The organism is Formosa sediminum (assembly GCF_007197735.1).
Lineage (GTDB): Bacteria > Bacteroidota > Bacteroidia > Flavobacteriales > Flavobacteriaceae > Formosa > Formosa sediminum.
The window spans coordinates 1,904,603-1,928,045 of sequence record NZ_CP041637.1 but is presented as its reverse complement, the minus strand read 5'-3'; the positions used below and the strand labels follow the sequence as shown (position 1 = coordinate 1,928,045).

At 32.4% G+C, this 23,443-nt stretch carries 22 protein-coding genes; 14 read left to right on the top strand and 8 right to left on the bottom strand.

From position 1 onward, the window contains the following. Window positions 1-139 precede the first annotated feature (139 nt). The 6 genes from FNB79_RS08485 to FNB79_RS08460 all read left to right on the top strand — a co-directional run bounded on the left by FNB79_RS08485 (window position 140) and on the right by FNB79_RS08460 (window position 7,805). Entirely contained in the window at window positions 140-1,564 is a 1,425-nt protein-coding gene (locus FNB79_RS08485; RefSeq protein WP_143380906.1) for an L-serine ammonia-lyase, read from the top strand. A gap of 138 nt (window positions 1,565-1,702) precedes the next feature. After that, window positions 1,703-3,166 (top strand): SGNH/GDSL hydrolase family protein, encoded by a 1,464-nt coding sequence (locus tag FNB79_RS08480; protein ID WP_185967857.1) that lies wholly within the window; start codon window positions 1,703-1,705, stop codon window positions 3,164-3,166. Beyond that, window positions 3,163-4,458 carry a GDSL-type esterase/lipase family protein gene (locus FNB79_RS08475; RefSeq protein WP_143380904.1) on the top strand — a complete coding sequence of 432 codons (1,296 nt, stop codon included), beginning with the start codon at window positions 3,163-3,165 and terminating at the stop codon, window positions 4,456-4,458. The genes FNB79_RS08480 and FNB79_RS08475 overlap by 4 nt, the downstream gene beginning before the upstream one ends. Then, a complete protein-coding gene (locus tag FNB79_RS08470; RefSeq protein WP_143380903.1) occupies window positions 4,451-6,109 on the top strand; it encodes an MBOAT family O-acyltransferase in 1,659 nt (552 codons plus the stop codon). Before FNB79_RS08475 ends, FNB79_RS08470 begins: the two co-directional genes overlap by 8 nt. A 122-nt stretch (window positions 6,110-6,231) precedes the next feature. Further along, window positions 6,232-7,050 carry a 3-methyl-2-oxobutanoate hydroxymethyltransferase gene (gene panB, locus FNB79_RS08465; protein ID WP_143380902.1) on the top strand — a complete coding sequence of 273 codons (819 nt, stop codon included), beginning with the start codon at window positions 6,232-6,234 and terminating at the stop codon, window positions 7,048-7,050. A gap of 56 nt (window positions 7,051-7,106) precedes the next feature. Then, a complete protein-coding gene (locus tag FNB79_RS08460) occupies window positions 7,107-7,805 on the top strand; it encodes an RluA family pseudouridine synthase (protein WP_143380901.1) in 699 nt (232 codons plus the stop codon). Here FNB79_RS08460 and FNB79_RS08455 read toward each other — a convergent pair whose 3' ends face one another. The 6 genes from FNB79_RS08455 to FNB79_RS08430 all read right to left on the bottom strand — a co-directional run bounded on the left by FNB79_RS08455 (window position 7,806) and on the right by FNB79_RS08430 (window position 14,166). Further along, window positions 7,806-8,612, bottom strand: coding sequence for a sensor histidine kinase (locus FNB79_RS08455; protein WP_246073351.1), 807 nt, complete (start codon window positions 8,610-8,612; stop codon window positions 7,806-7,808). Beyond that, window positions 8,588-9,289 (bottom strand): hypothetical protein, encoded by a 702-nt coding sequence (locus FNB79_RS08450; protein ID WP_143380900.1) that lies wholly within the window; start codon window positions 9,287-9,289, stop codon window positions 8,588-8,590. The genes FNB79_RS08455 and FNB79_RS08450 overlap by 25 nt, the downstream gene beginning before the upstream one ends. A gap of 11 nt (window positions 9,290-9,300) precedes the next feature. Next, a complete protein-coding gene (locus FNB79_RS08445; protein ID WP_143380899.1) occupies window positions 9,301-9,726 on the bottom strand; it encodes a hypothetical protein in 426 nt (141 codons plus the stop codon). Between the two features lie 121 nt (window positions 9,727-9,847). Continuing rightward, window positions 9,848-11,386, bottom strand: a complete 1,539-nt coding sequence (locus FNB79_RS08440) for a YifB family Mg chelatase-like AAA ATPase (protein WP_143380898.1) — start codon at window positions 11,384-11,386, stop codon at window positions 9,848-9,850. Between the two features lie 78 nt (window positions 11,387-11,464). Then, the gene (tilS, locus tag FNB79_RS08435) at window positions 11,465-12,781 is read right to left on the bottom strand and encodes a tRNA lysidine(34) synthetase TilS (protein ID WP_143380897.1); all 1,317 of its coding nucleotides are present in this window, start codon (window positions 12,779-12,781) and stop codon (window positions 11,465-11,467) included. Window positions 12,782-12,873: 92 nt separating this feature from the next. Further along, a complete protein-coding gene (locus FNB79_RS08430; protein ID WP_246073350.1) occupies window positions 12,874-14,166 on the bottom strand; it encodes an anthranilate synthase component I family protein in 1,293 nt (430 codons plus the stop codon). 81 nt (window positions 14,167-14,247) lie between these two features. Here FNB79_RS08430 and FNB79_RS08425 point away from each other — a divergent pair, with 81 nt between their 5' ends. From FNB79_RS08425 to FNB79_RS08400, 6 genes are all read left to right on the top strand, one after another. Then, on the top strand, window positions 14,248-15,138 hold the full coding sequence (locus FNB79_RS08425; RefSeq protein ID WP_143380896.1) for an aldose 1-epimerase family protein: 891 nt from the start codon (window positions 14,248-14,250) through the stop codon (window positions 15,136-15,138). Window positions 15,139-15,179: 41 nt separating this feature from the next. Then, on the top strand, window positions 15,180-16,532 hold the full coding sequence (locus FNB79_RS08420; protein WP_143380895.1) for a DEAD/DEAH box helicase: 1,353 nt from the start codon (window positions 15,180-15,182) through the stop codon (window positions 16,530-16,532). A gap of 20 nt (window positions 16,533-16,552) precedes the next feature. Then, complete coding sequence (locus tag FNB79_RS08415; RefSeq protein ID WP_143380894.1) at window positions 16,553-17,344, top strand: S1/P1 nuclease; 792 nt, start codon at window positions 16,553-16,555, stop codon at window positions 17,342-17,344. A gap of 302 nt (window positions 17,345-17,646) precedes the next feature. Further along, window positions 17,647-18,060 carry a hypothetical protein gene (locus FNB79_RS08410; protein WP_143380893.1) on the top strand — a complete coding sequence of 138 codons (414 nt, stop codon included), beginning with the start codon at window positions 17,647-17,649 and terminating at the stop codon, window positions 18,058-18,060. Between the two features lie 101 nt (window positions 18,061-18,161). Beyond that, window positions 18,162-18,929 carry a threonine/serine exporter family protein gene (locus FNB79_RS08405; protein WP_143380892.1) on the top strand — a complete coding sequence of 256 codons (768 nt, stop codon included), beginning with the start codon at window positions 18,162-18,164 and terminating at the stop codon, window positions 18,927-18,929. A gap of 2 nt (window positions 18,930-18,931) precedes the next feature. Then, window positions 18,932-19,420 carry a threonine/serine exporter family protein gene (locus FNB79_RS08400; RefSeq protein ID WP_143380891.1) on the top strand — a complete coding sequence of 163 codons (489 nt, stop codon included), beginning with the start codon at window positions 18,932-18,934 and terminating at the stop codon, window positions 19,418-19,420. Window positions 19,421-19,504: 84 nt separating this feature from the next. Here FNB79_RS08400 and FNB79_RS08395 read toward each other — a convergent pair whose 3' ends face one another. After that, window positions 19,505-19,894 (bottom strand): MotA/TolQ/ExbB proton channel family protein, encoded by a 390-nt coding sequence (locus FNB79_RS08395; RefSeq protein WP_143380890.1) that lies wholly within the window; start codon window positions 19,892-19,894, stop codon window positions 19,505-19,507. A gap of 201 nt (window positions 19,895-20,095) precedes the next feature. Between FNB79_RS08395 and FNB79_RS08390 the strand changes: the two genes are divergently transcribed. Further along, window positions 20,096-21,166, top strand: coding sequence for a sensor histidine kinase (locus FNB79_RS08390; protein ID WP_143380889.1), 1,071 nt, complete (start codon window positions 20,096-20,098; stop codon window positions 21,164-21,166). Next, entirely contained in the window at window positions 21,153-21,869 is a 717-nt protein-coding gene (locus tag FNB79_RS08385) for a LytR/AlgR family response regulator transcription factor (protein WP_143380888.1), read from the top strand. The genes FNB79_RS08390 and FNB79_RS08385 overlap by 14 nt, the downstream gene beginning before the upstream one ends. Before the next feature lie 88 nt (window positions 21,870-21,957). Here the strand turns inward: FNB79_RS08385 and lpdA are convergent, their stop codons facing one another. Further along, window positions 21,958-23,358 (bottom strand): dihydrolipoyl dehydrogenase, encoded by a 1,401-nt coding sequence (gene lpdA / locus FNB79_RS08380; protein WP_143380887.1) that lies wholly within the window; start codon window positions 23,356-23,358, stop codon window positions 21,958-21,960. Window positions 23,359-23,443 lie beyond the last annotated feature (85 nt).

Sequence of the window (23,443 nt, the reverse complement as noted above, 5' to 3'; positions counted from 1 at the left end):
AAAGCTTGACTATACAGAAGTTAATTCGGCTGAATTTTCAAGCTTTTTTATTTTATATATTTTATCATTTCAATAATACATTAAAACAAAATCAAAAAAAACTTCTTGTATATTTGACACCTCTAAACCCCTTTTATTAATGGAAATTATTTCAGTTTTTGATATGTTAAAGATTGGCGTTGGCCCATCTAGTTCTCATACGTTAGGACCTTGGCGCGCAGCCGAACGTTGGATACTTGAATTAAAGACTTCAAATAAATTTCAAAAAGTTGAAAAAATCACAATCGATCTTTATGGCTCCCTATCTTTAACAGGTAAAGGACATGCTACAGATTTAGCCATTATGTTGGGACTTACAGGAGCAGATCCCGAATATATTCCTACAGATAGTATTGACAGCATTATTTCTGCTATTAAATCTAATCATATACTACCTTTTAATAACGAAAGAGAGATTACTTTTAATCCTGAAAAGGACATTATTTTCAATAAAAAATTTCTTCCTTTTCATTCAAATGCTTTGTCATTTTCAGCAACTATAAATGGTAGAAAATATAAATCTACATTCTATTCTATTGGTGGCGGTTTTGTGGTTAAAGAAGAACGTAAAAATGCAAAAGCTAATAAAATAATTTTCTATTGCACATTACCCTATCCTATAGACAATGGTGTTAAGTTATTAGATGTTTGTAATCAATTACAATTACCAATTTCTGGTGTTGTCTTAGAGAATGAAAAATCTCTAAGAGAACCAGATATTATAGATTCCGAATTAAAACGTATCTGGAATACCATGTTAGAATGCATGTATACTGGCTGCCATACAGAAGGCAATTTACCAGGAGGACTCAATGTGCGTAGGCGTGCTTTTGATATGCACCAAAAATTAAAAGGAGATTTACCGTATACGACACCACAAGAATGGTTAGAAACAATTAGAAGTACAGAAGTTAAATTTAGACAAATTCTTAAATGGGTAAGCTGTTTTGCTTTAGCTGTAAACGAAGTTAATGCTGCTCTAGGTCGTGTTGTAACTGCTCCTACAAATGGTAGTGCAGGTGTTATTCCTTCTGTATTAATGTATTATTTAGTAATTGAAAACCATGATGCCGATTTTAAACATATAAAAAAATTCTTATTAGTTGCTGGCGAAATAGGAAGTCTATTTAAAAAAGGAGCTACAATATCTGCTGCAATGGGTGGTTGTCAAGCAGAAATTGGTGTATCATCTGCTATGGCAGCTGGTGCATTAACAGAACTTTTGGGAGGTACGCCAGAACAAGTTTTAATGGCAGCAGAAATAGCCATGGAACATCATCTGGGGCTTACTTGCGATCCTATTGGTGGTTTAGTACAAATTCCATGTATAGAACGCAATTCTATGGGAGCCATTAAAGCAATTAATGCTGCCGAATTGGCCTTAGAAACAGACCCTAACAATGTAAAAGTCCCTTTAGATAAAGTTATTTCAACGATGTGGGAAACGGCTAAAGATATGAATTCTAAATACAAAGAAACGTCTAAAGGAGGCTTAGCTATTGGGGTAAACCTATCTGACTGTTAAACTACCATTTAGTGTTTTTTATATTTATAAAGCACAATATATTTATAAGATTAGAGTTACTAAAAACATCCTACGAAATGTTATATGAATTATAGCCCCCTAAAAATTTGCCTAAGTATCTGCATTACATTATTAATTATGCTTGGGATAACCTATTTTAGTACATCAATCCCTTTAGAAAACGATAAATTTCAAGATGGATTTAGAGTTTTAGGCTACACCATTAAATATCCTAAAACCACCTCTTTTTTACTTCAAGAAAAAACTAAAACATCTAAAGTAACGACTAAAACGGTAGATAGTATTGTACAAAACATTGATGTTTTAGTTGAAGATGACGAGGATATTTCAGTCACAGTTGAAAAGAAAGAGAAAGAGGAGAAAGAAAAAGGGAAAACTCTAAAAATTCCAAATCTATCACAAATTGATACCTCAAAAATTGAACGGCTTATATACCCTAAAGACAAAACGGCTTTTTTAACACATTTAAAAACACAACTTACAGCCTCTAAATGTCGGATTATCCATTATGGCGATTCACAAATTGAAGGCGACCGCATGTCTGGGTATATTAGGAATAGACTACAAAATTTATACGGGGGAAACGGACCTAATTTTACACCAATTGCACAAGTTTACGACAATATTAGTTCAGAAGTAATTGCTTCAGACAACTGGACACGTCATGCTGTTTTTGATCGAACTTCAAAAATACCAGATCACAAAATGTATGGTGCCTATGCAACTTTTTCAAGGTTTACACCGTATAAGAACATTATTAAAGATAGTATTAATAAAGACTCTTTAAAACTTGTTAAAGCAAAGATTACTGTAAGTCCTTCAAAAAAGACATATTTACGCATGCGTAAGTATACAGATATTGGATTACATTACGGCAACACACAACTTCCCGTATCTGTAAAAGTATTTGCAGATGGTATGCTTATAAAATCGGATTCGTTAATAACAGATGGAAATTATCACAATTATAAAATTAAACTAGCAAATACACCAGACCAACTTACTTTTGAAATTGAAAGTAAAATGAGTCCAGATTTTTACGGTTTAACGCTGGATGGAGAATCGGGTATTTTACTGGATAATGTTGCTATGCGTGGTTCTGCAGGAACCCTATTTGCCGGATTAAACAGTAAAAATTTCACCCAAATGTATAAGACTTTAGATCCTCAAGTTATTATCTTTCAATACGGCGGAAACGCTGTTCCTTATGTTAAGGATTCTTTAGAAGTAGAACACTATGTTGGATATTTAAAAAATCATATTAATTGGTTAAGACGCAAAACAAACAATGCAAGTGTGCTTTATATTGGCCCAGCAGATAAAACTACAACTGAAAACGGAAACATGTTAACCTATCCGCTCCTTCCGTATTTAATAGATCGCTTAAAACTTATGTGCAAAGAAAATAATATTGCTTATTGGGACACCTTTCAAGCTATGGGAGGTGAAGATTCTATGGAATATTGGGTAAATCAAAAATTAGCTGCGAGAGATTACACACATTTTTCACTTACAGGCACGCGAATCATTTCAGAATTATTTTTCCTTTCCTTATATATGGACCTAACATCTCAAAAATGAAATTCAACTTTTTAATACTATTTATTTTAATCTCTACGCCTATATTTTCACAAGATTATATTTTAGATAGTATAACCCCACAATACGGACACCTTATCAATTTTAAAGCTAATGAGTTTAAATATGCTTCAGAATCACCTTACTTTAAAAAATTATTTAATGATCTAGATAGTATTTACACTGGTAAAAAACAGAAATTACATGTATTTCATATCGGAGGTTCTCATATACAAGCTGATATTTATTCAAATAAGATTAGAACTTACCTTCAAAACCTAAACGAAGTGTCTATGGGGCAACGTGGTTTTGTTTTTCCATTTCACTTAGCACACACGAATAATCCTTCAAATTATAAAATTGAAGCCGATAATTCACTATGGCAAGGCTACAGATCTTCAGTAAGAAAAGACAGTGTAGCTTGGGGATTATCTGGAGTTAGTGCGGCTTTTAGAGGGAATGAAGATGAAATTTATGTAAAACCTAATTATAGAAACCAAACTAAAAAACCATCTACATTTAACAGTTTTCGGGTATTTTATAATACATGGATGGAAGATTACGATATAGAAATATCTAACCCCTTGTTAGTTGTTTCTGATACCATTAATTATGATGGTATGTATAAAGAATTCCGTTTTAATAGAACAGTAGATTCTGTGGCATTACACTTAAAAATAAAAGACCCTAGCTGTGTTTCACCTGAGTTTTTACTCATGGGTATGGAATTTTTAAATGACGATTTAGGTATAGAATACACTAGTATTGGTGTTAACGGAGCTAGTTTTAAATGGTATAAACGTGCAGCGTATTTTGAAAAACAACTCATGTTATACAAACCCGATTTTTTTATTATCTCTATAGGAACCAATGATGCCTATATGCCAGAATCTGAATTTGATGCTGAAGAATTTAGGGCGTATTACGAAAGTTTTATTCAAATGATACAACGTGCCAATCCGCAATGTGCCATTTTACTAACTGTACCAAACGACGATTATTATAAAAAATCCTATCCAAATCCTAATACCGCAATCCAACAACGTATTATACTAGAATTGGCATGGAAATACCGAATGGCTGCATGGGATTTATATAGTATTATGGGCGGATTAGGATCCTCTAACAACTGGTATAAAGCAAAGTTAATGCCTATAGATCGCATACATTTCACGCAGTTAGGATACAGTTTAAAAGCAGATTTGTTTATAACTGCATTAGTCGATGCGTGGGCTGAATCTACAGGAAAAGACAAAACCGTTTTACTAAATCATTTTAAACATTTAAATGAATAGGCTAAACGACATTTTCACCTTTACAGAAGATTTTCCTTTAATTTTTACTCAAATTAATTTCTGGATATTCTTTGCCATAGTGTATTTTATTTTCGCTCTAGTGTATAAAAAGGTTCCGCTTAGAAATGCATATTTATTTCTTATTTCTCTTTTCTTCTACTATAAAACAAGTGGACTGTTTATTGGGATTTTAGTATTTAGCACTTTGGTCGATTTTATTATTGGGCGCTCTATCTACAAAAGTGAACATAAAAATAAACGTTTAATATTAGTTTGTTTAAGCGTTTTTATAAATCTCTTTGTACTTTGTTATTTTAAATATGCTTATTTTTTTACAGATGCTTTTAACGCGCTGTTTAGCACACAATATCAGGTTTTTAATTATTTAGCATATTGGGGAAATAGTTTTAACAATCAGAATTATTTTACTGTAGATAAAATTATTCTTCCAGTTGGTATCTCTTTTTACACCTTTCAAACTATAAGTTATAGTGTAGATATTTATAGAAAAAAACTAAAGCCTTTAAACTCTATATTAGATTTTGGTTTTTTTGTTAGTTTCTTCCCTCAGCTTGTAGCAGGTCCTATTGTAAGAGCAGAAAGTTTTGTCCCACAGATTTCAAAACCTACAGTACTCACTAAAAAGCATTTTGATAGTGGAACTTTTTTAATTCTAAAAGGACTAATTAAGAAAATGCTGTTTGCAGATTTTATAGCCATGCATTTTTTAGACCGTGTATTCGATACTCCCGAAATGTATTCTGGTTTTACAAATATTCTAGCAATGATTGGGTATTCGCTTCAAATTTATGGCGATTTTTCTGGCTATACAGATATTGCTATAGGTCTAGCTTTACTTATGGGCTTTAATCTTCCTATTAACTTTAATGCACCATACAAAGCCATTAACGCTGGCGATTTCTGGAAACGTTGGCACATGTCGCTCTCCACTTGGTTACGCGATTATTTATATATTCCGTTGGGAGGAAATCGTAAAGGAAGTTATGCATCTTACATTATTTTAAGCTTCATTTTACTTGGGGTTATGATAGCTTTTAGAGAATTAATCGTTGTATACAGCATTCTAATAATTTCATTACTCTTATTCATTGTATCGCTTTATAATGCAAAAGTTAAAAACCATATAAATACCAACCTCAACCTTATGCTTACCATGTTAATTGGTGGCCTATGGCATGGCGCATCTTGGAAATTTGTAATATGGGGTGGATTAAACGGCTTAGGCATTGTAGTTTATAAATATTGGCGGAAAATAAGTCCGTACGAGTTGAATAATAGTTGGTATGCCCGCGTCTGGAAAATTACATTAACGTTTATTTTTATCACATTTACACGCATCTATTTTAGAGGTGAAAGCATGGCGCATATTTCGCGTTGGTATACACAAGTAGCACATCATATGGATTGGTCACATGCTATAGACATATTACTTCATTATAAGGTTGTTTTTATAGTAATTCTATTGGGTTATATAACACATTGGTTGCCTGAAAACACAAAAGTAATTATTGAGAGTTTATATGCTAAAAGTCCTCTATTTATAAAAATTGCACTTGGTGTTTGTACCGGAATAATATGTTATCAAGCCTTTTCTAGCGATTTTCAGCCTTTTATATATTTCCAATTTTAAACAAAAATTAATTAATCGTTATTTACACCCTAGAATCTTACACTAAGATTAAGGAATTAATAGGATTATTCTTCATTAGTTTTTAAAAACTCAGTATTTTTACGACCTAAAATAAATATAATATGTCTGCAGTACAAAAAGATTATAAAAAGGTCACAGTAAAAACATTAAGTGATATGAAAGCTCATGGAGAGAAAATTTCCATGCTAACAGCTTACGATTATACAATGGCTACGATAGTAGATGGTGCAGGCATAGATGTAATTCTAGTTGGTGATTCTGCAAGTAATGTTATGGCAGGCTACCAAACAACATTACCCATTACTTTAGACCAAATGATTTACCATGCATCTTCTGTGGTTCGTGGTGTTAATCGTGCTCTTATAGTAGTAGACCTTCCTTTTGGAAGTTACCAAAGCGATCCAAAAGAAGCATTACGCTCTGCTATTAGAATTATGAAAGAAAGTGGAGCTCACTCTATAAAAGTTGAAGGAGGTAAAGAAATAAAAGAATCCATAAAACGTATTTTAAACGCAGGAATTCCTGTAATGGGGCATTTAGGTTTAACGCCTCAATCTATATATAAATTTGGCACATTCACAGTTCGTGCTAAAGAGGAAGAAGAAGCTAGAAAACTAATTCAAGATGCATTAATGTTAGAAAAAGCAGGTTGTTTTGCTATTGTTTTAGAAAAAATCCCAGCAAAATTAGCTAAAGAAGTGGCAGAAAGTGTGAGCATTCCTGTAATTGGAATTGGCGCAGGTAATGGTGTAGATGGTCAAGTTTTAGTACTTCATGATATGATTGGGATGACCAAAGAATTTCATCCTCGTTTTTTACGACGTTATTTAAATTTATATGACGATATGACAAATGCATTATCACAATATGTTGCAGATGTTAAGTCGGTTGATTTTCCTAATGAAAACGAGCAATATTAAATTAAAAGCTACGCTAGTTTATTCGCACTCTATCAATAAATACATAGTCCAATTTGGTGGCAGAAAAAATACTTTCTAACAAAAATAATCTCCAAATTTTATTTGAAGACAACCATATTATTGTCGTTAATAAACGTGCAGGAGATATTGTACAAGGAGATAAAACTGGAGATAAACCACTAAGTGATGTTGTAAAAGCGTACATAAAAGATGCTTATAACAAACCTGGTAATGTGTATTTGGGTGTTGTACATCGCTTAGATCGCCCTACTACAGGTTTAGTTATTTTTGCTAAAACAAGTAAAGCTTTAACCCGTTTAAACGCCATGTTTGTAAAAAAAGATGTGACTAAAACGTATTGGGCACTTGTAAATAAAATGCCTCCAAAACCACAAGACACACTTACTAATTGGCTTAAAAAAAATCCAAAAAATAACAAATCTACAGCTTACACTAAAGAAATAAAAGATAGTAAAAAAGCTATTTTACATTATACATGTCTTAAAAAGTTAGACCGCTACGTATTACTTGAAATTACATTAGAAACTGGGCGTCATCATCAAATAAGATGTCAGCTTTCTAATATCGGTTGCATTATTAAAGGCGATTTAAAATATGGAGCAGACCGAAGTAATAAAGATGCGAGTATACATTTACATGCTAGACAAATACAATTTACACATCCAGTAACCCAAGCTAACATTAATATCACAGCACGCTTACCTCATGATCCGCTTTGGGAGGCTTGTATGTAATTAATGCGAGCGATAATAATATTTTATATAGAGCTTAACGCCTTCTTTTAACTGCGAAGTCATTTTAAATTCTGCATCAATAAGTTCTGCTCTATTTTTCATATTTATTAAACCAGAACCTTTTTCAATCGTTAACTCATCAAATCCAATACCGTCATCTACTGCTGTTAACTCTACAAAATCTGGCGTATAATTTATATGTACTTCTAAAATAGAAGCTTCAGAATATTTAATCGTATTGGAAAAGAATTCTTGTAAAATTCTAAACAGTATGATGCTGTCTTTACCTTTTAAAAAATAATTTTCGTTACCTGTAACGGTTATTTCTGCATTTATTAACCCTAATTTATTAAAGCGATCGATTTCTGTACTTAACGATTCTTGTAAACCACGATACACAATAACATCACTATTTAAAGACTTAGAAAGCGACCTTAGTTCTTGTAAACTTTCTTTTACTAAATTTTTGCTCTCTGTAAAAGAATCTTGTAAATCGGAACCTACTTGATGTGCCAACATACTAAGCTGCATATTGGCTACAGATAATAACTGTCCTACATTATCGTGCAAATCCTGACCTATATTCTTTAATGTCTGTTCTTGTATTTCTATTTGAGTTTTAGAAATTTCTTCTTCAAAAGCTTGACGTTGCTTTATTTTATCTAATAATAATTTATTTTTTCGTTTTTGAAATACTATAAAAAAGACGATAATTAGTATACATACAATTATAAGTACACCAACCATATATATAATTAAATATCTTTCTGCAGACGTGCTTACTAGCGTTTTTCCGGATTGCACCATAATAAAGCAAAACTAAAGGTTAAATACATTAATATATTTGAAAACAGGAAAATTTGCCATTTTAACACTATAAAATTCCAGTCTGCTGTTGTATAATATATATCATAAAAAAGTATGGGTGTGGTCACTAATAACCACATAAAAATTGTTGCACTAATGTAAAAGTAAACTGATTTATAAAAATTTATAATACGATCTGATTGTAACATTTCATACAAATAAACACTCACTAAAAATAAAATTAAGAACTCTCCTGAAATGATTATTGAAATAAAGTAACTATCAAAAAACGTATAAAAGTTAAATGCAATACACAAAAACGAATAGACTAAAAAGAGTAATAAAAGCACTTTTATTACTCTTTTTATAACACCTGAAGATATTAATTTCAGGTAAAAAAACGTATAAAACACAGGACTTCCTATACACCAAAATAGAGTGGTAAACCATATGTTTTTTTCTAACAATGTATCTTTTAAAAAACTAAACACCCCATCTTTAACATGAAGTGTATACAATGCTAATGTTTCGCAAACACAAACGTATATCAAAAAATAAATAAAATATTTAACTGGTGTTTCTTTGTATTTCTTGAAGCAAATTATCCCTGATAAAGCTGCTATAGCTTCAACCACAAATGTTAAAATAGTATAGTAGTTTCTTAAAAACTCCTGCATGTAAAATGTACTTATTGCGGGTAATTAGCTTCTGGCGGAACACCTCCACTCCCCATATTAAGACCGTTGCCTCCTGGAATATCTTCACTGTCTGAAGGATCTGATTTTAAAGACTTCGTTTTACATGTATCTGAAACACCAGTTGGCATGATAAACATAGTAGTATAACCTTCCTCCTTTTGCTCTGCAGGATAGGCACCTTCATAAATCCTAATACCATCTAGTGTATATCCTAATGCTTTTGCTTGATTTTTTGCATATACTAAGTACGCTTCAATATTTTCTAAAGCATACCAAGTAGACCGATTATCTGGTCTTCCTAATAGTTTTTCACTAATTAATGTATGCCTAGAATTGTATGCCGTATCTAACACTTTTGCTTGTTCTGGCGTAATCAGCCCTTTTGGCACAGGTACTTCAGTCTTGTCTTTACTCATTTTAAATTGATTTTAAAAATTAAAGTAGGTTACAAGATTCATATCGCAGGGAAATTAATTTTTTAAATATACTTTAATTTTAACTTAAAAAGAAAGCATATTTAAATATTGAATTAAAATATTAGCCTAACCAACCATCTCTATCTAAGCTTCTATATTGTATTGCTTCACTTATATGTGCTCCTTTAACATCTGTAGAGTTTTCAAGATCGGCTATTGTTCTAGAAACTTTTAAAATACGATCGTACGCCCTTGCCGATAAGTTTAAACGTTCCATAGCTGTTTTTAATAACAGTTTAGAAGTCTCATCTAACTTACAATATGCACGAATTTGTTTGGTATTCATTTGCGCATTATAATGTACATTTTCAAAATCTTTAAACCGTTCTGTTTGACATGCTCTAGCTTTGGTTACACGAGCTCTAATGGTTACCGAAGATTCTCCTTTGCGGTCTTCAGACAGTTTCTCAAAAGGAACCGGGGTCACTTCTATATGAATATCTATTCGATCTAATAACGGCCCAGAAATTTTACCCAAATACCGCTGCATTTCGGCGGGAGATGACGTAATGGGTGCATTAGGATCGTTAAAAAAACCACTCGGACTCGGATTCATACTCGCTACTAACATAAAACTACTAGGGTAAGTAACAGTGAATTTTGCTCTTGAAATTGTGACCTCCCGATCTTCTAAAGGTTGCCTCATTACCTCCAAAACATCGCGTTTAAATTCTGGTAATTCATCTAAAAATAGCACACCATTATGAGATAAGGAAATTTCTCCGGGTTGCGGATAACTTCCACCACCAACAAGTGCTACATTAGAGATAGTATGGTGTGGACTTCTAAACGGACGTTGAGACATAAGTCCTAAATGAGATTTTACACGTCCTACTACTGAATGAATTTTTGTAGTTTCTAAGGCTTCATGCAAAGTCATTGGAGGTAAAATAGAAGGCAAACGTTTTGCAAGCATAGTTTTTCCGGAGCCAGGTGGACCAATTAAAATAATATTATGCCCACCGGCAGCAGCAATTTCCATACACCGTTTAATACTTTCTTGCCCTTTTACATCGGCAAAATCGAACTCAGGAACATCTAAATTTTTATAAAATTCTTCTCGGGTATTTATTACTGTCTGTGGTAAAGGTTTACCATCTTTAAAGAACTCAATAACATCCTTAATAGATTCTACTCCAAAAACTTTTAAGTCGTTTACAATAGCTGCTTCTTTTGCATTTTGTGCTGGTAAAATAAACCCCTTAAACCCTTCTTTTCGGGCTTGTAATGCAATTGGCAAAGCACCTTTAATGGGTTGCAATGTCCCGTCTAAAGACAATTCGCCCATTATAATATAATCTTCTATACCTGGAGTTGGGATTTGTTTGGTGGCAGAAAGAATACCTAAAGCTAACGTTAAATCGTATGCAGAGCCTTCTTTACGCAAATCTGCCGGCGACATATTTATTATAATTTTCTTTCCCGGAATTTTATATCCGTTATTTTGTAGCGCAGCGGCAATTCTAAAATTACTTTCTTTAATGGCGTTGTCTGGCAAACCTACCAAATGATAGCCAATACCAGAATCTACATTAACTTCTACCCTAATTGTGGTAGCATCTACACCAAAGACAGCGCTACCAAATACTTTTTTAAGCATAAATAAGTTCGTTTACTTAAAAATACTAAAAACGAACTAACTATTTGAAATAAAACTAATTAAATTAAAAATATACATTTATTTTAAACTTACTTTAAGTATTTGTTTCGTTTTAGAAGTCACCTTAAAACGATTATCTGCACGCTTACCAATCACCCATACAATATCGTTACCAGAGCACAACACCCAAACTTGTTCTTTCTCTAAAAGTGATAATTTTTCGTCTTTAAAATATTTACTCAACTTCTTTTTTCCCATCATACCTAACGGAAAAAAATAATCGCCTTGCTCCCATTTTCTAATGGTTAACGGAAATTGAAGCGTATGTAAATCAATATAAATTATCTCTTTTGAAGTCTCTTGGATTTCGGTAACCATTTCAAAATTGAATACTCCAAAGGATGTTTCAATAACATCTAGATGTTCAGAAACTTGATAACTCAATGCAGAGGTTTTATCTTGATGATCTATTACACTTAAAATTAAAACATCCCGATCCTTTAGTAATCTATATGTTTCAGAAAATACTTGTTTTCCTGATTGTGCGTCTAATAAATTATAAATATCGTCCCAAGCCGTAAACTTATATGCTTTTAAAAGTTCGTATAAATAGGGTTTGGGATTGGGAAATTTCAGCAATTTAGGAACATTAAACGTTATAATACCGTCTTTAAAAACAACTATATCTTTGTAAACTTGCGTCATATAATCATCAATTAACACTTTAGAATCGTGTAAATGATCCTGTGTCATTTTAAAATTTTGAAGCCATTGCGGGTTAATCTCTTTTAACACAGGAATGACCTCGTGGCGCAATTTATTTCGTAAGTATTTGGTAGAACTATTACTGCTATCTTCTCGCCAAGTTATCTTATGTGCTTTTGCATAATTTGTAATTTCTGCTCTAGAAAAAGGTAGTAACGGACGTACAATGTAATCATTAACTTCTGGAATTCCGGTTAATCCTTCAATTCCAGTCCCCCGAGATAAATTAATTAAAAACGTTTCCAAATTATCATCTGCATGATGTGCAGTAAGTACATAATTAAAATGTAAAGCTTCTACTAATTCTTGAAACCAACGGTAACGAAGTTCTCGTGCTGCCATTTGAATAGACAACTTAGTATCTTGAGCATATAGCTTAGTATTAAAGCTTTCAATAAAAATTTCTACATCTAATTGTTCTGCTAAATTAATTAAGAAAGCTTCATCTGCATCACTTTCTGCACCTCTTAAATTAAAATTACAGTGTGCTAATGCAAAATCTAATTTTAATTCTTTACACAAATAGGCTAAAACCACACTGTCAATTCCACCTGAAATTGTTAAGATTAATTTCGAGTTTTTAAGATATGGTAGTTGTGTACTTATATGCTTGTTAAATGTATGTACCATATTACAAAGATACACATTAAACAAAATGAAGGTTTATAATAGGTCTAATTTACCTTGAGATAAAATTGCTTTAAGTCTCTAGCTCATCTTAATTAGCCTTCCAAAACTTTTCTCATGGCTTTAGCTTTAATGAGACACTCTTCATACTCGTTAACAGGATTACTTTTAGAAGTAATTGCTCCGCCAACAGAATACGACACATATTTTTTAGTTTGATTATATAAAATACTTCTTATAACAACATTAAAGTCAAAATCTCCCTGTGGTGTAAAATACCCAACGGTACCAGAATACAAACCGCGTTTAGCATCTTCTAATGCTTCAATAATTTTCATGGCACTTAATTTTGGAGCACCAGTCATGCTTCCCATAGGGAATGTTGTTTTAATAATATCTATGGGATTAGTGCTTTCTGCGATTTGAGATGTAATAGTAGAGATCATTTGATGCACTTGCGGAAACGTATACACTTTACACAACTCTTCTACCTTAACAGAACCTTTAATAGCTGTTTTTGATAAGTCGTTACGTACTAAATCTACAATCATAATGTTTTCGCTACGTTCCTTTTCGTTAGTAGATAGATCCACTTTTAATTGCTCGTCTTCAAACTTATTTTTTGCACGTTTAGCAGTTCCTTTTATAGGTTGAGAAATGACTTTATTTCCCTTTTTTTTAATGTAGCGCTCTGGTGAAGCAGACATTAAAAACTTATCGTATTGTTTTAAAAAAGTAGCAAAAGGCGGTTTTGAGACTTTATTTAAATATTCAAATGTTTCTAACGGATTAATTGTAGCATCTTCGACATAAAATTCCTGACAAAAATTAGCTTCATAAATATCACCTCGATGTATGTGATTAAGCATGGTATTTACTTTTTCAAAATAAGCCTCTTTATGTGTACGGAGTTTTATTTTAACAGGCTGAATTTTAGCACTAGATTCTAAATACTGAAAATTACAAATAGCTTCAAAGTCTGCATCAACCTCATCATCAACCATATTTAAATACTGAATTTCAACCTGATTCCCTCTGATGAGAAAAAGTTTTTTAGGTTGAAAAAAAAATAAGTCTGAAAATTCTAAACCGTCAAAATTATTAGATTTTAAAGGTTCCATACCGTTCTTAACATCGTAAGTTAAATAACCAAAAATCCAGTCTTTTGTAGTGCCTTGAAATTCTTTTAATTTGTCAAAAGCATCGATATAATCTGTTTGTATGCTTAAAAACCCATCAACAGCCAATATAGCATCGTAGCTAGAGTACTTGCCATTATGCTGATTAGAATCCATCCAAACAACATCGTTAAACTGATGGCCCCACCGTAATAGTTGTTGTTTAAAAGCAACAACATCATCTATATTTTTAGAAGTTATATAACGCAAATTGCAAAAAATTTCTCTGTAAAGTTAGTTAGTTTCTTTAAAATAGAATCAGATTTGTATTTTTGTTTAAACCTTTTTTCAATGTATACTCTAGAAAATAAATTACTAAAAATAGCCGTTAAACAAACAGGAGCCGAACTTTGTGAGATTAGTGCTGTATCTAACGCTAATCAATTTATGTGGGATGCTAATCCCGACATATGGGAGAATTTTGCACCAAACCTTTTTCCTATCATTGGCGCATTAAAAAATAATACCATGATTTATGAAGGCCAGGAATACAACATGGCAAAACATGGTATAATTAGGCACAATTCTAATATAAAACTAGATTCACAAACGGCCGAAAAACTTATATTTTCTCTAGCTTATAGTGAAGATACTTTAAAACAATATCCCTTTAAATTTAAATTTCTTATTGCTTTTGAACTGATAGACAACAAAATTAAAGTCACACATACCGTAAAAAATTTAGATGATAACACATTATACTTTTCGGTGGGTGGGCATCCCGCCTTTAAATGCCCAATTTATAAAGATGAGGCTTATACAGATTATTATTTGGAATTTGAAGCGCTAGAAACCGCAGAATCTTATGCGCTTAATATGGATATTGGTTTAGTTACAGATAATACTTTCCCTATAATTACAGAAGGCAATAAAATACCATTGCATTACGATTTATTTAATGAGGATGCCTTGATTTTTAAAGATTTAAAATCAAGAAAAGTTGCACTTAAAAGCAAAAAAAACGGCACCATTTTAAGTGTAGATTATCCAGATTTCCCATACTTGGGGATTTGGGCTAAACCACATGCTAATTATGTATGTATAGAACCGTGGCTAGGTGTTGCAGATCATGAAAATCATAATCAAGAGTTTAAAACTAAAGAAGGGATTCAAGCTTTAGCAGCAAATGAAACATTTAAAGCTACTTATACCATAGAAATAGACAAAAAGCATTTAGTTTAAAAGGAATAATAGCACTAACTTTGCAGACTAAATAACAATACGTGACTTTTCAAGATTTAAATTTAAACACCCCATTATACAACGCTCTAGACGATTTAGGGTTTACCACACCTACACCTATACAAGCTGAAGCTTTTAGTGTTGTAAGTTCTGGTAAAGACGTAGTAGGTATTGCGCAAACAGGTACAGGAAAAACCTTTGCCTATATGCTTCCTATTTTAAAAAACCTTAAATTCTCTAAACAAGATAACCCCAGAATATTAGTCCTTGTACCTACTCGAGAATTAGTAGTACAAGTAGTAGATGAAATTGAAAAACTGTCTAAATACATTAATACGCGTGTGTTAGGTGTTTATGGAGGTACAAATATAAACACTCAAAAACAGCAAATTGCCCAAGGAATTGACATACTTGTTGCAACGCCTGGTCGACTTTACGATTTGGCTGTAAGTCGTGTATTACAATTAAAATCTATCCAGAAATTAGTGATAGACGAGGTTGATGTGATGTTAGATTTAGGGTTTAGACATCAATTAATTAATATTTTTGATATCCTTCCAGAACGCCGACAAAATATTATGTTTTCGGCAACAATGACGCAGGATGTAGACGAACTAATAAACGATTTTTTTATTACTCCTGAACGTGTATCTATAGCTGTATCTGGTACACCTCTAGAAAATATTGCCCAAGAGCGTTACAATGTGCCTAACTTTTATACTAAAGTAAACCTCTTAAATACTATCCTTCAGGACAAACAAACCTTTAATAAGGTGCTTATTTTTGTTGGATTTAAAAGAATGGCTGATAGACTTTTTGAAGCTTTAGACGAAACTTTTAGTGACGAGAGCTGCGTAATACATTCTAACAAAACACAAAATTACCGTTTACGAAGTATAGAACAGTTTAGAAATGGAGACAATCGTATTCTAGTAGCTACAGATGTTATGGCGCGTGGTTTAGATATTGATAACATCTCGCATGTTATTAATTTTGATACACCTGAATATCCTGAAAACTATATTCATAGAATTGGTAGAACCGGACGTGCAGAACGTCAAGGACATGCATTATTATTTTCGACAGTAAAAGAGCAAGAAGCGGTAGAACGTATTGAAGCATTAATGCAAATGACTATTTCTCTTCTAGAAATACCTGAAGAAGTTAAAATTTCCACCGAATTAATTGAAGAAGAACGCGAGAAAATTAAGGAACGTAATAACCCACTTAAACGTAAAGATGAAGATGCTCCTGGACCTGCTTTTCACGAAAAGAAGGAAAAAAACACTAAAGAAAACTTAGGCGGGTCTTACCGAAGAGAAATTGCTAAAAAATACAAAAAGCCAAAAACTCGAGGCGACAAAAATTACAATAAAAGAAACAAGAAAAAATAACCCAATTTTTAATACCCCTTATGAAACTAAAATTTGTATTACTATTTTGTTTTAGTCTGTTTTTAATCCAACCTACACAAGCTTTCATAATACCTTCTCCAGCATGGGGATCTACAGGACATCGTACCGTTGGAAAAATTGCAGACACCTATTTAAAAGGAAGTACTAAACGTGCTATTAAAAAATTATTAAACAGGCATACTTTGGCATTTGTATCTACTTACGGCGATGAAATTAAATCTGATGACCGTTATAGAAAATTTAGCTCTTGGCACTATGTTAATATGGAAGCAAATCAATCTTATGAAGAATCTGAAAAAGCCCTACAAGGAGATGCTGTAACTGGAGCAGAATATTGCGTAAAAGTATTAAAAGATAAAAATGCTAGTGATGATGATAAGGCTTTTTACCTAAAACTACTTATCCATATTATAGGAGATATTCACCAACCTATGCATGCTGGATTGGCAGAAGATAAAGGAGGTAACGATATTAAAGTTAAATGGATGGGCAAAGACACCAACTTACATCGTGTTTGGGATAGCGACATGCTTAACGGTTTTGACATGAGTTACACAGAATTGGCTATAAATGCCGACGCTCTATCTAAAGAACAAATTAAGTTAATAGAAACAGGTACAATTACAGACTGGGTTAATGAAACACATACATTAGCTAATGCCATTTATAAAGACGTTAAGACTGGAGACAATTTAGGTTATGAATACGCATATCGTAATCTTAGTATTGCACGTTCACAAATTCAAAAAGGAGGTATACGATTAGCAAAATTGTTAAACGACATTTTCTAACATAAACATTACCCTTAATTAACATAAAAGTTGATGTATTTTATTTACATCAACTTTTTTTTGTGTAAAAATGTACTTACAAAGCTAAAAACTAGTCAATTATACCCGGTTATTTGTACACATTTAACCGACAAAATCATCATATTAATTAAACAACACTAAAAATATAACCGTTTATCTTTAAAACATGTAAATACATCTATATTAACACTTTACTCTACTTTATAATCCATAAACCCTATACATTTGCAAACTATTTTTCTTATATTATAGAAAGTTTTTTTGATTTAAAAATTTCAAAAATGAAGCGATTACTTACATACGAATTTGGAACTATAAAATTATACGAAAATTATGTTCTCGCACAAATAAACGAGGGCGTCACTGTTACAGTAGAAGCAAGTATGATATTAAGGGATATTGCAGAAAACCATTATAAAGATCGCTTTTTTGCATATATTTCGCACCGTAAATATTCTTATTCTGTAAATCCTGCAGTATATATAGAAGCTTCTAAAATAAATAATTTAGTAGCATTTGCTATTGTTTCTCATATACCGCTTGCCTTACATAATACTCAAATTGAAAGTAGGTTTTCAAAAAAGGCATACATGTCCTTCGAAATTATTTCTGAAGCCAAAATTTGGGCCACTAAATTAGTCAAGGAACAATCCAAAATAGCTCTAAAAAAGAGTAAAGTAAAAATTTCTGTTTAATAGACTTAGACTAATTCTAACTTATATTTAAACTATACAAATCCTGTAAACAAAAGCTTACAATAGATTAAATTTGCAACTACAAATGCATTTAATCTTATATGGATTCTTCTAAGCAAATAATACAAACTACCAATCTCCTTTTAGACATCGCATCGCTCCTTATGGTTTCTGGAGCAAATACCATTCGCGTTAATTTAAATATCAAGCGTTTTGCCGATAGCCTCGGGTATAATGCATCTTTTTTTATAAGTCAGAAAAGTTTAATAATGACGCTTTATAGAGAAGATTCATCAGACAGTTGCACACGTGTTAAAAACATTCCTGGTCTAGCTTTAAATTTTTCAATAATTTCTGCCATAAGTAAGGTAAGCTGGAAAGCATTACAGCACAATTGGACTTTAGAACAAATTGCTACAGAAATAGAACATATTAAACACGTTAAAAGATACCCAAGACTTTTAGTACTTTTAGCTGTGAGTTTAGCTGGTGCTGGTTTTTGTAATATTTTTAAAGGCGATTATTTAAATATGCTTGTGTCTTTTGTAAGTACATTTACTGGATTAACAGTCCTACAATGGACTCATAAAAAAAATTACAATGTCTATTTACGAATTTTTATAGGCTCGTTTATTGCTTCCTCAATTGCAGCTATAGGTGTAAAATTAGATATTGGAGCAAAACCTGCAACTGCACTCGCAACTTCTGTTTTATATCTAGTCCCTGGAGTACCCTTAATAAATTCTTTTACAGATTTTCTTGACAATAATATTATAAATGGATTAGTTAGATTTACTACAGGTTCTATGATGGTGCTCGCAATAGCATTAGGTCTATTTATTTCGATGTTAATTTTTAATTTAAATTAAATATGACAGATATACTTTTAAAACTCGTTGAAGTTTCTATATGGTCTGGAATTGCTGCTGTAGGATTTGGAATCCTATTTAATATTCCTAAAACAACTATAGTTACGGTGTTCGTGTTAGGCTTTTTTGCTGGAATTATTAAGTTCTCCTTAATTAATTTTGGAGTCAGTATTATACTCGCTACATTTTTAGGCGTACTCTTTATTGGTTGTATAGGAATGCCTATTGCACACAAAATTCATCATCCGCCAGTTGTTTTTTGTATTCCACCTTGCATCCCGATGATTCCTGGATACTTCGCTTATGAAACCATTCTAGCTATTATGAAGTTTTTAATTCTAGCAGACGACCCTTCTAAAAAAGCAACATTAATTACAGCTATGGTTTCTAACGGGTTTACAATGGTTTTTATATTAATATCTATTGCCATTGGGATATCCTTACCATTGCTCCTCTTAAGAAAAAATACGGTTAAGAAAATTGAAAATTAAACGCCTTGGATTCTTAAATTATAAACACAAACAGAGACCTAATATTACATATTAAGCCTCTATTTATTTAAAATTAATTAAAATCTAAAATTTATACATCCACTTATAAATTAGGATTCCAATTCGAGAAATTACAAAGACAAAAGTGCCGAAAAGTGTCGTTAAAAATGAGACTTTTAGTCCCGCTGCTAACATACTAGACGAAATAGAATTCATGCCTTCAATAGCGTCAAAAGCAGTTATTAATCCAATAATAGAGCCTAGAAAACCAATAACTAAACCTAATAAACTAGAGTCGCTTACAAGACCTATCATTTTTCTAGATTTCACTTCATTTTTATTCGCCAGATAAAATCCACGTATCAAAAAGAAAAAAGACAATAATAAACAGACTAAAATTAGCGACATAAATAAAACGCCACCTTCACTAAAACGATTGGCTAATTGCGTAAAAAAACCTTGTTGTTGCATCATTAAAACATACATAGTAAAATATATTATAGTTAGTAGACTCCAAAACTACTGCCAAATACCGCATTATTAAATGTAATGCGACGGACTACCAATTTAGGCCTTTTTTTAACCAACATGTTAAAACGGTTGCTAATTCTGTAATTCGTCTATAAAACACCTTAGCATTTCAAAAATATACTATTATTGTATAAGATTGGAATTATGTTAACACCACATTTTATATTAAAACAGTTAGGCCGTCTGGGTTTACACATCTTATTTTGGTGTGGTGTCTTATTGTTTTACACCTACTTTTTTGGCTCGGGAAGTAGCGATATGAGTTATGTGCTTTCCTTCTCGCTGTTCTTAATGCCCATTACCATAGCAACCACATACGTATTTATTTACAAACTGATTCCGGATTATTTGATGCTGAAAAAGTATGCTCTTTTCGGATTGTATAGTCTATATACTTTTATTATTTCGGCTTACCTTATTGTACTTTCTATCTTTTACGGCTTAATTTATTTATCGCATTTCGAATATAACAACATGGCGCCTGTTAGTCAGAATTTATTATTTGTTATGATTGGTGTCTACTTAGTAACCACTGTAGTAAGTGCTTTTAAATTATTAAAGTTGAATTTAAAACAGGTTGAAAACACCAGTAAATTAGAGCACAAAATTCTTGAAACCCAACTAAAACTGAAAGAACAAGAATTGCAGCATCTAAAAATGCAAATTCATCCGCACTTTTTGTTTAACACCTTAAATACCATGTATGGGTTTTCGTTAAAAAAGGCTGATGAAACACCTGAAATGATATTAAAACTCTCAAATTTATTAGATTATTTACTCTACCAAATCGATAAACCTTTTGTGTTATTAACCGATGAAATTAATCACCTTCAAGATTATATTGCTTTAGAATCGCTTCGATTCAACAAAACCTTGAATATAAATTTTAATATTGAAAACATCTCCGCAACTACAAAAATTGCTCCCATGCTTTTTCTTCCTTTTATAGAAAACAGCTTTAAACACGGGGTTTTAAAACAAGGTGTATTGGATATTAAAATTGATTTATCGTTTAAAGAGCACATGATTTATTTTTATATTGAAAATACAAGTGCACCAACTTCTGCACCCCAATCTGGTATTGGACTAGAAAACATAAAAAAACGATTAGATATGCTTTACAACAATGCCTATTCACTTTCAATATTAAATACTTATGGCACATTTAAAGTCCGTTTAACATTAAAAACAGAAGACGCTTTTGCAAACCAATAGAACCATATCGTGCCTAATAGTAGATGACGAAGTTATAGCTAGAGAAGTGATTGCATCGCACCTATCTAAAATAAACAACATTACAGTAGTTGCGAGTTGTAGCAATGCTATTGAAGCCTTTAACCAAATAAGTAATCATACCATTGACTTGGTCTTTTTAGATATAAACATGCCAGAAATCTCCGGAATTTCGTTTGCTAAATCCATTAACCCTAATATTAAAATAATTTTCACCACAGCTTATCGCGATTATGCTGTTGAAGGCTTCGAGCTTCAGGCCGTAGATTATTTATTAAAACCTATCGCTTTTGAACGTTTATTAAAGGCTGTAAATAATTATTTTGAAGTCTATACCGAACCTCAACATAAAAGCACACCAACCGCAGATTTTTCAGACTTTATGTTTGTGCGTGCAGACCGCAAAATGATAAAAATAGATTTTGATGCTATTGTTTATATAGAAAGCTATAGCGATTATCTAAAAATTCATTTACAAGATTCCACTATCGTGACTCGCGAAACCATTAGTGCTATTGAGGTAAAACTGCCGGCAAAACAGTTTTTAAGAATACACCGTTCGTATATCATTTCAGTAAAAAATATTACCTCGTTTACTAACGAACATGTTACCATTTTTAACCAAGCACTACCTATTAGCCGAAGTTATAAAAAGGACGTTTTAGAACTTTTAGAGCGGTATTAAAATATAAATTTCAACAAATTACACTTCACTATAAAACATAAAAAAAGCGACCTAAATAAAGTCGCTTTAATTTTATATAAAGAAAATTCTAAACATGTAAAGCACGATCTCCAGTTGCAGCTAAAGCTGCTTCTTTAATCGCTTCTGTAAATGTAGGGTGTGCGTGAGACATTCTAGAAACATCTTCTGCACTAGCTCTGTACTCCATAGCTACAACCGCTTCGGCAATCATATCGGCAGCACGAGCACCAACCATATGTACTCCTAAAATTTCATCGGTAGTTTTATCGGCAAGTACTTTTACAAATCCGTCTAAATCCATACTTGCTCTACTTCTACCTAAAGCACGCATTGGAAACGATCCTACCTTGTATTCTACGCCTGCTTCTTTTAATTGCTCTTCAGATTTACCTACAGTAGCAACTTCTGGCCAAGTGTAAACTACACCCGGAATTAAGTTATAATCGATATGTGGTTTTTGTCCGGCTAGAGTTTCGGCAACAAAAACACCTTCTTCTTCAGCTTTATGCGCTAACATCGCACCTTTTACAACATCACCAATAGCGTAAATGTTAGAAGCACTTGTTTGTAAATGGTCGTTTACTTCAATTTGTCCGCGGTCTGTAAGTTTCACACCAGCAGCTTCAGCATTTAAACCATCTGTATACGGACGACGTCCAACAGACACTAAACAATAGTCTCCTTTAAATTCTACTTCTTCTCCTTTTTTATTATCGGCTTTTACAATTACTTCATCACCAACGCGCTCTACAGATTTTACTTTGTGAGACACGTTCATTTTGAATTTTTGCTTCTTTAAAACTTTATTAAGTTCTTTAGATAAGCCCGCATCCATAGTAGGAATAATACGATCCATATATTCTACCACAGAAACCTCTGCGCCTAGACGCTTGTAAACTTGTCCTAATTCTAAACCAATAACACCTCCACCAATTACGATTAAGTGTTTTGGTACTTCTTTAAGTTTTAAAGCCTCTGTAGATGTAATGATGCGCTCTTTATCGATATTAATAAATGGTAAACTTGAAGGCTTGCTTCCTGTAGCAATAATTGTGTTTTTTGCTTCAATCTCTACAGTTTCTTCTCCAGAAATTGTAATATGTGTGGCATCTTTAAAAGCCCCTACACCTTGGTATACATCGATGTTGTTTTTCTTCATTAAGAAGTCAATTCCACCTGTAGTTTGATCTACAACAGATTGCTTACGCGCAATCATTTTTTCAAGATTTACTTTGACTTCTCCAGGAATTTCAATACCGTGTTCTTCAAAATGCTTAATAGCATCATCGTAATGGTGAGATGAATCTAGTAAAGCTTTACTAGGAATACACCCTACATTTAAACACGTTCCACCAAGTGTTGAATATTTTTCTATTATTGCAGTTTTCATGCCTAGTTGTGCGCAACGAATCGCTGCTACATATCCTCCAGGTCCTGATCCGATAATGGCTACATCGTATGAATTCATAAAGTTGTTTTTGATTCTTTTTTTTTATGGTTAACAAAAATACAAATTTAGAAAGCTTTAGTCCGTTAAGATCATTAAAATTTTA

What these genes read in the sequence shown, in the direction of transcription:
- FNB79_RS08485 (WP_143380906.1), top strand. Translation starts at nt 140, where the DNA reads ATGGAAATTATTTCAGTTTTTGATATGTTAAAGATTGGCGTTGGCCCA.
- FNB79_RS08480 (WP_185967857.1), top strand. Translation starts at nt 1,703, where the DNA reads ATGCTTGGGATAACCTATTTTAGTACATCAATCCCTTTAGAAAACGAT.
- FNB79_RS08475 (WP_143380904.1), top strand. Translation starts at nt 3,163, where the DNA reads ATGAAATTCAACTTTTTAATACTATTTATTTTAATCTCTACGCCTATA.
- FNB79_RS08470 (WP_143380903.1), top strand. Translation starts at nt 4,451, where the DNA reads ATGAATAGGCTAAACGACATTTTCACCTTTACAGAAGATTTTCCTTTA.
- panB (WP_143380902.1), top strand. Translation starts at nt 6,232, where the DNA reads ATGTCTGCAGTACAAAAAGATTATAAAAAGGTCACAGTAAAAACATTA.
- FNB79_RS08455 (WP_246073351.1), bottom strand. Translation starts at nt 8,612, where the DNA reads ATGGTGCAATCCGGAAAAACGCTAGTAAGCACGTCTGCAGAAAGATAT.
- FNB79_RS08450 (WP_143380900.1), bottom strand. Translation starts at nt 9,289, where the DNA reads ATGCAGGAGTTTTTAAGAAACTACTATACTATTTTAACATTTGTGGTT.
- FNB79_RS08445 (WP_143380899.1), bottom strand. Translation starts at nt 9,726, where the DNA reads ATGAGTAAAGACAAGACTGAAGTACCTGTGCCAAAAGGGCTGATTACG.
- FNB79_RS08440 (WP_143380898.1), bottom strand. Translation starts at nt 11,386, where the DNA reads ATGCTTAAAAAAGTATTTGGTAGCGCTGTCTTTGGTGTAGATGCTACC.
- tilS (WP_143380897.1), bottom strand. Translation starts at nt 12,781, where the DNA reads ATGGTACATACATTTAACAAGCATATAAGTACACAACTACCATATCTT.
- FNB79_RS08425 (WP_143380896.1), top strand. Translation starts at nt 14,248, where the DNA reads ATGTATACTCTAGAAAATAAATTACTAAAAATAGCCGTTAAACAAACA.
- FNB79_RS08415 (WP_143380894.1), top strand. Translation starts at nt 16,553, where the DNA reads ATGAAACTAAAATTTGTATTACTATTTTGTTTTAGTCTGTTTTTAATC.
- FNB79_RS08410 (WP_143380893.1), top strand. Translation starts at nt 17,647, where the DNA reads ATGAAGCGATTACTTACATACGAATTTGGAACTATAAAATTATACGAA.
- FNB79_RS08405 (WP_143380892.1), top strand. Translation starts at nt 18,162, where the DNA reads ATGGATTCTTCTAAGCAAATAATACAAACTACCAATCTCCTTTTAGAC.
- FNB79_RS08400 (WP_143380891.1), top strand. Translation starts at nt 18,932, where the DNA reads ATGACAGATATACTTTTAAAACTCGTTGAAGTTTCTATATGGTCTGGA.
- FNB79_RS08395 (WP_143380890.1), bottom strand. Translation starts at nt 19,894, where the DNA reads ATGATGCAACAACAAGGTTTTTTTACGCAATTAGCCAATCGTTTTAGT.
- FNB79_RS08390 (WP_143380889.1), top strand. Translation starts at nt 20,096, where the DNA reads ATGTTAACACCACATTTTATATTAAAACAGTTAGGCCGTCTGGGTTTA.
- lpdA (WP_143380887.1), bottom strand. Translation starts at nt 23,358, where the DNA reads ATGAATTCATACGATGTAGCCATTATCGGATCAGGACCTGGAGGATAT.